Genomic DNA, 3395 nt, shown 5'->3' with positions numbered 1-3395 from the left:
GCGCATCTTCAAAAGCTTGCACCCGGCCCTGTCGGGGGAATTGCGTTGAAACAAAGGGTTGACAGCGATCATGAGAACAGGCTGCTGAAATAGTGCGGCAAGCAGAACGGTTTGAGATATGCGCGAAAGTTGGTGACGCCTGATCAGATGCCGTAATGGGGCTTGGCGCGGACGGCCACCGTTGTGAGTTGATCGCCGGGTGGAGTTAAGGTGTCGTTGCCCTTTGGCACGTCAGTGGCGTGTCAACGGGGTCGTGCCGTGAAGCGCGCCCCTATCAGGTAAATGATGAGGGCAACGACATGGAAGTTTATATTGGTTTGGACGTCTCGCTGACAAGCACTGCGATCTGTGTAGTGACGGCGCAGGCGCTGTTGCGCAAATCAGCTAGCGGCCAGAGTTCCCCTTTCCCCGGACACACTTATCCTGCGGCCACCGTCATCGGGATGCCAAGTGCCGTGAAGCGGTTGAGAACCGCCACCCGGATCTGGACTTCGGCAACCTGGCGGTCGAAGTCCCGTGACATCAGCCGCTGGCCGAGCTGCTTCACGCAGTTCATCTTCGTTTCCACCCTGCTGCGGCGGTGGTACCCGCTCCAGTTCCGCCAGAGCGCCCGGCCCAAGTGCTTCGATGCCCGCAGGATCTCGTTTCGCGCGCGAGCTCCCGCCGTGTCCGGCTTCCAGGGCCTGGCGTTGCGGCGGGTCGGAAGTGAGGAGGATGAGCAAAAGGTCTGGGGGACCTTTTGCCCGACGAACCGCCGCCGCGCCGCGGGCGGCGATGGCATCATGGCAGGCGCGCGTGTCGTAGGCGCCGTCGGCCGTGATGGTGGCGATCTCCTCGTCCGCCGGGATCTGGGCGAGCAGCTCCGGCAGCATCGGAGCGTCGCCGACATTGCTGGAGGTGACCTCGACCGCCCGCATCTCCAATGTTTCCTCGTCTATGCCGATGTGGATCTTGCGCCAGACCCGGCGCTTGGAGCCGCCATGTTTGCGGCTGTGCCGTGCTGCGCGCTTTCGCGGCCCCACCGGGGCCACGGTCGCTCCGCACCCTTCGCCCTCGACCTTGATGCCGGTGCTGTCCACGAGCAAGTGCAGCGGACCCTTGGGACCGCGATACGGGATGGTGACGTCCAATGTTCGAAGGGCTTGCGCGGCGCCACTGGCGCCACGGTCCCGCCTCACTCTGGCGCCGGGACAGGGTGCTGAAATCCGGCACGACCCAGCCGAGCCCGGACAGCTCCAGCAGGCTCGCCACGAACCCTGTCGTCTGGCGGAGCGGCAGGCCGAGCAGGACCTTGAGGGTGAGACAGGCCTGGATCGCATTCGTCGGGGAATTGATCCACCGGATCAATTCCTGATCCTCCTCATTCGCTGTACGCCTGCTGTCGGCCGCGACGCCCGGACGGCACCGCGTCCCATTGCATCTCGGGATCGAACCAGACGGTCAGCGAGCCGCGCTGCCTCAGCGCCTGGTTATACGCTTGCCAGTTGGTGGTCTTGTAGGTCGTCTTCGCCGGTCTGCTCATGGCGCCCAGCTATCATGCTGGATTCGCAACGTGAATCCCAAGCCGCATTTGCGCAACAAAGCCCTTCCGGCATAATTCTACCGAGGCTCCACATGAATCAGCTTGATTGGTAGATGCCGTTGAGCGACGTTTGTCGCACAGCGCCATCGCGTTTGGAATTCAGGAAGACCGGACAGAGAACGCATACAAAACGAACCACGCTTTCTCGTCATGCAAATCATGTTGAAGGAGCGCTTTTTCTCTTCTGCATGACCTGTCAGTTCAAAATGCGATTGCCCTGGCTTGTCGATCTCCGTGCAGGTGCAGAAGTTATGCCGCTATTTCATCAAATTGGCTGCCCATTTTGGAGGTCATGTTGAACGACGTTCGGCCTCCGGTCAGGGCCATTCCAGTTGACACTCTCTGCGAAAGCAAATGCGATGTGGTTGTTCTGGGTTGTGGTATTGCCGGATTGACCGCAGCCTACGAGCTTCAGAGGTCCGGGCTGTCGGTAGTCATGGTCGATCGCGCTGAAGAATGCGGCGGTAGCCACAGGTCCCGTAATATAGGCCCGTACACCTTCGATTCGGGCAGCGTCTTCTTTGAACCCACTCATCCAATGTTCGATATGTTCGACGGAATACTTGAGACCTGCCAGCCGGTCCTTCGCAAGCAGGGGCGGATCGCACCGGACGGCACCGTTCGCCATTATCCTTTCGCAGCCAGTGAATTTTTAACTTGGCCTCTCTTGTTGCAACTACGCGGAATTTCTTCATTGCTTACTCGTCGTTTGCATGCGTCAGGCCAGGAGAGTGCCGAGGCCTTCTGCTTGTCTCGGCTGGGGCATGTAATCTACGAATATTCCGGTCTCAAATATTACATTGCGCGATTTCATCATGCGCCGGCATCGGAAATCGATATCCTGTTTTGCGAAAAGCGCATGAACTTCATCCTCGAGGGGACCCGAATTCCGGCGATGGCAAGAACAATGTGGCGCCTATTGCGGGGTCGCTCGACTTTGCCGCAACGAACCTATCCACTCCGAGTGCGGCCTAGAGATGGGTTCGGAGCGCTCTATGGCGCGATCAGGACGCAACTCGAAAACAAGGGGGTAAGTTTCCGACTAGGAGCCAGAGTATTGGAGTTGGCGCGGGAGAACCGGGAATTCAGGGTGAAGACGACACACGGCGACATCGTGGCGCGAAATGTCGTGGGCGCGATCACGCTTGAAAGCATGTGTCAGCTAGCGCTTGGCGAAGCCACGGGGCTGGAAAAGATTGACCTTCTGACGCTCTTCATCAGTGTGTCGCAGATCGAGGGCTTTGAGGGAAACGTACTTTTCAACTTTCACCGACTCGGTGAGTGGAAGCGTCTGACGATCTACTCGCGAATCTATGGCAAGGCGAAGGAACGGGAGTACTTCTCCGTCGAGATTCCACTGGCCAGTGATGGGTCAAGAGACGCTCTGGCGGCTTTCAGAAACTTCTGTAGAGACGTGGCGCAGATGGGAATCTTTTCGAAAGATCTCGTGCTGCATGATTTCGACATCCTCGAAGATGCTTATCCATTCTATCGGAAGGGTTGTGGGGCAAAAATTAGTGATGCAATTGGGCGGATCGAGACGTTCGGGATTATTCCCGTGGGTAGGCAGGGACGGTTTGCCTATCTTCCAGTCTCTGCGCTCGTCATAGAGAGCACGCGCGCTATCTTGACGGAGGCGGCCACGAGGCTGCGGAAATCAAACGTTCCGCCCTAGACCTCATGATCGGGTGTAAGCGGTGCTCCCGGCTTGCAGTTACCCCCGGAGTTCGACAGCTAAATTGCGATTTCGGCGAGTCGCGCCTCCCCGCGCATAATGAAAGCAATGGGTTGGCGACCGGGAATAGTGGTTTCA

Annotated in this window: 1 protein-coding gene and 1 pseudogene; one reads left to right on the top strand and one right to left on the bottom strand. The window is 58.5% G+C overall.

Annotated features, from left to right (window positions below; translation table 11 throughout):
* Positions 1-418 precede the first annotated feature (418 nt).
* Positions 419-1522: pseudogene (locus HCC78_RS31820) on the bottom strand (IS5 family transposase).
* A gap of 352 nt (positions 1523-1874) precedes the next feature.
* Between HCC78_RS31820 and HCC78_RS31815 the strand changes: the two are divergent.
* Complete coding sequence (locus HCC78_RS31815) at positions 1875-3257, top strand: NAD(P)/FAD-dependent oxidoreductase (protein ID WP_172332706.1); 1383 nt, start codon at positions 1875-1877, stop codon at positions 3255-3257.
* The last annotated feature ends 138 nt before the right edge of the window (positions 3258-3395 follow it).

The organism is Mangrovicoccus sp. HB161399 (assembly GCF_013184745.1).
Classification (GTDB): Bacteria; Pseudomonadota; Alphaproteobacteria; order Rhodobacterales; family Rhodobacteraceae; genus Mangrovicoccus.
The sequence above is the reverse complement of the archived record's forward strand: the minus strand, read 5'-3'. Positions and strand labels throughout refer to the sequence as shown.

Excerpts from the sequence above, each read along its gene's own strand:
- HCC78_RS31815 (WP_172332706.1), top strand. The coding sequence starts at position 1,875 with ATGTTGAACGACGTTCGGCCTCCGGTCAGGGCCATTCCAGTTGACACT.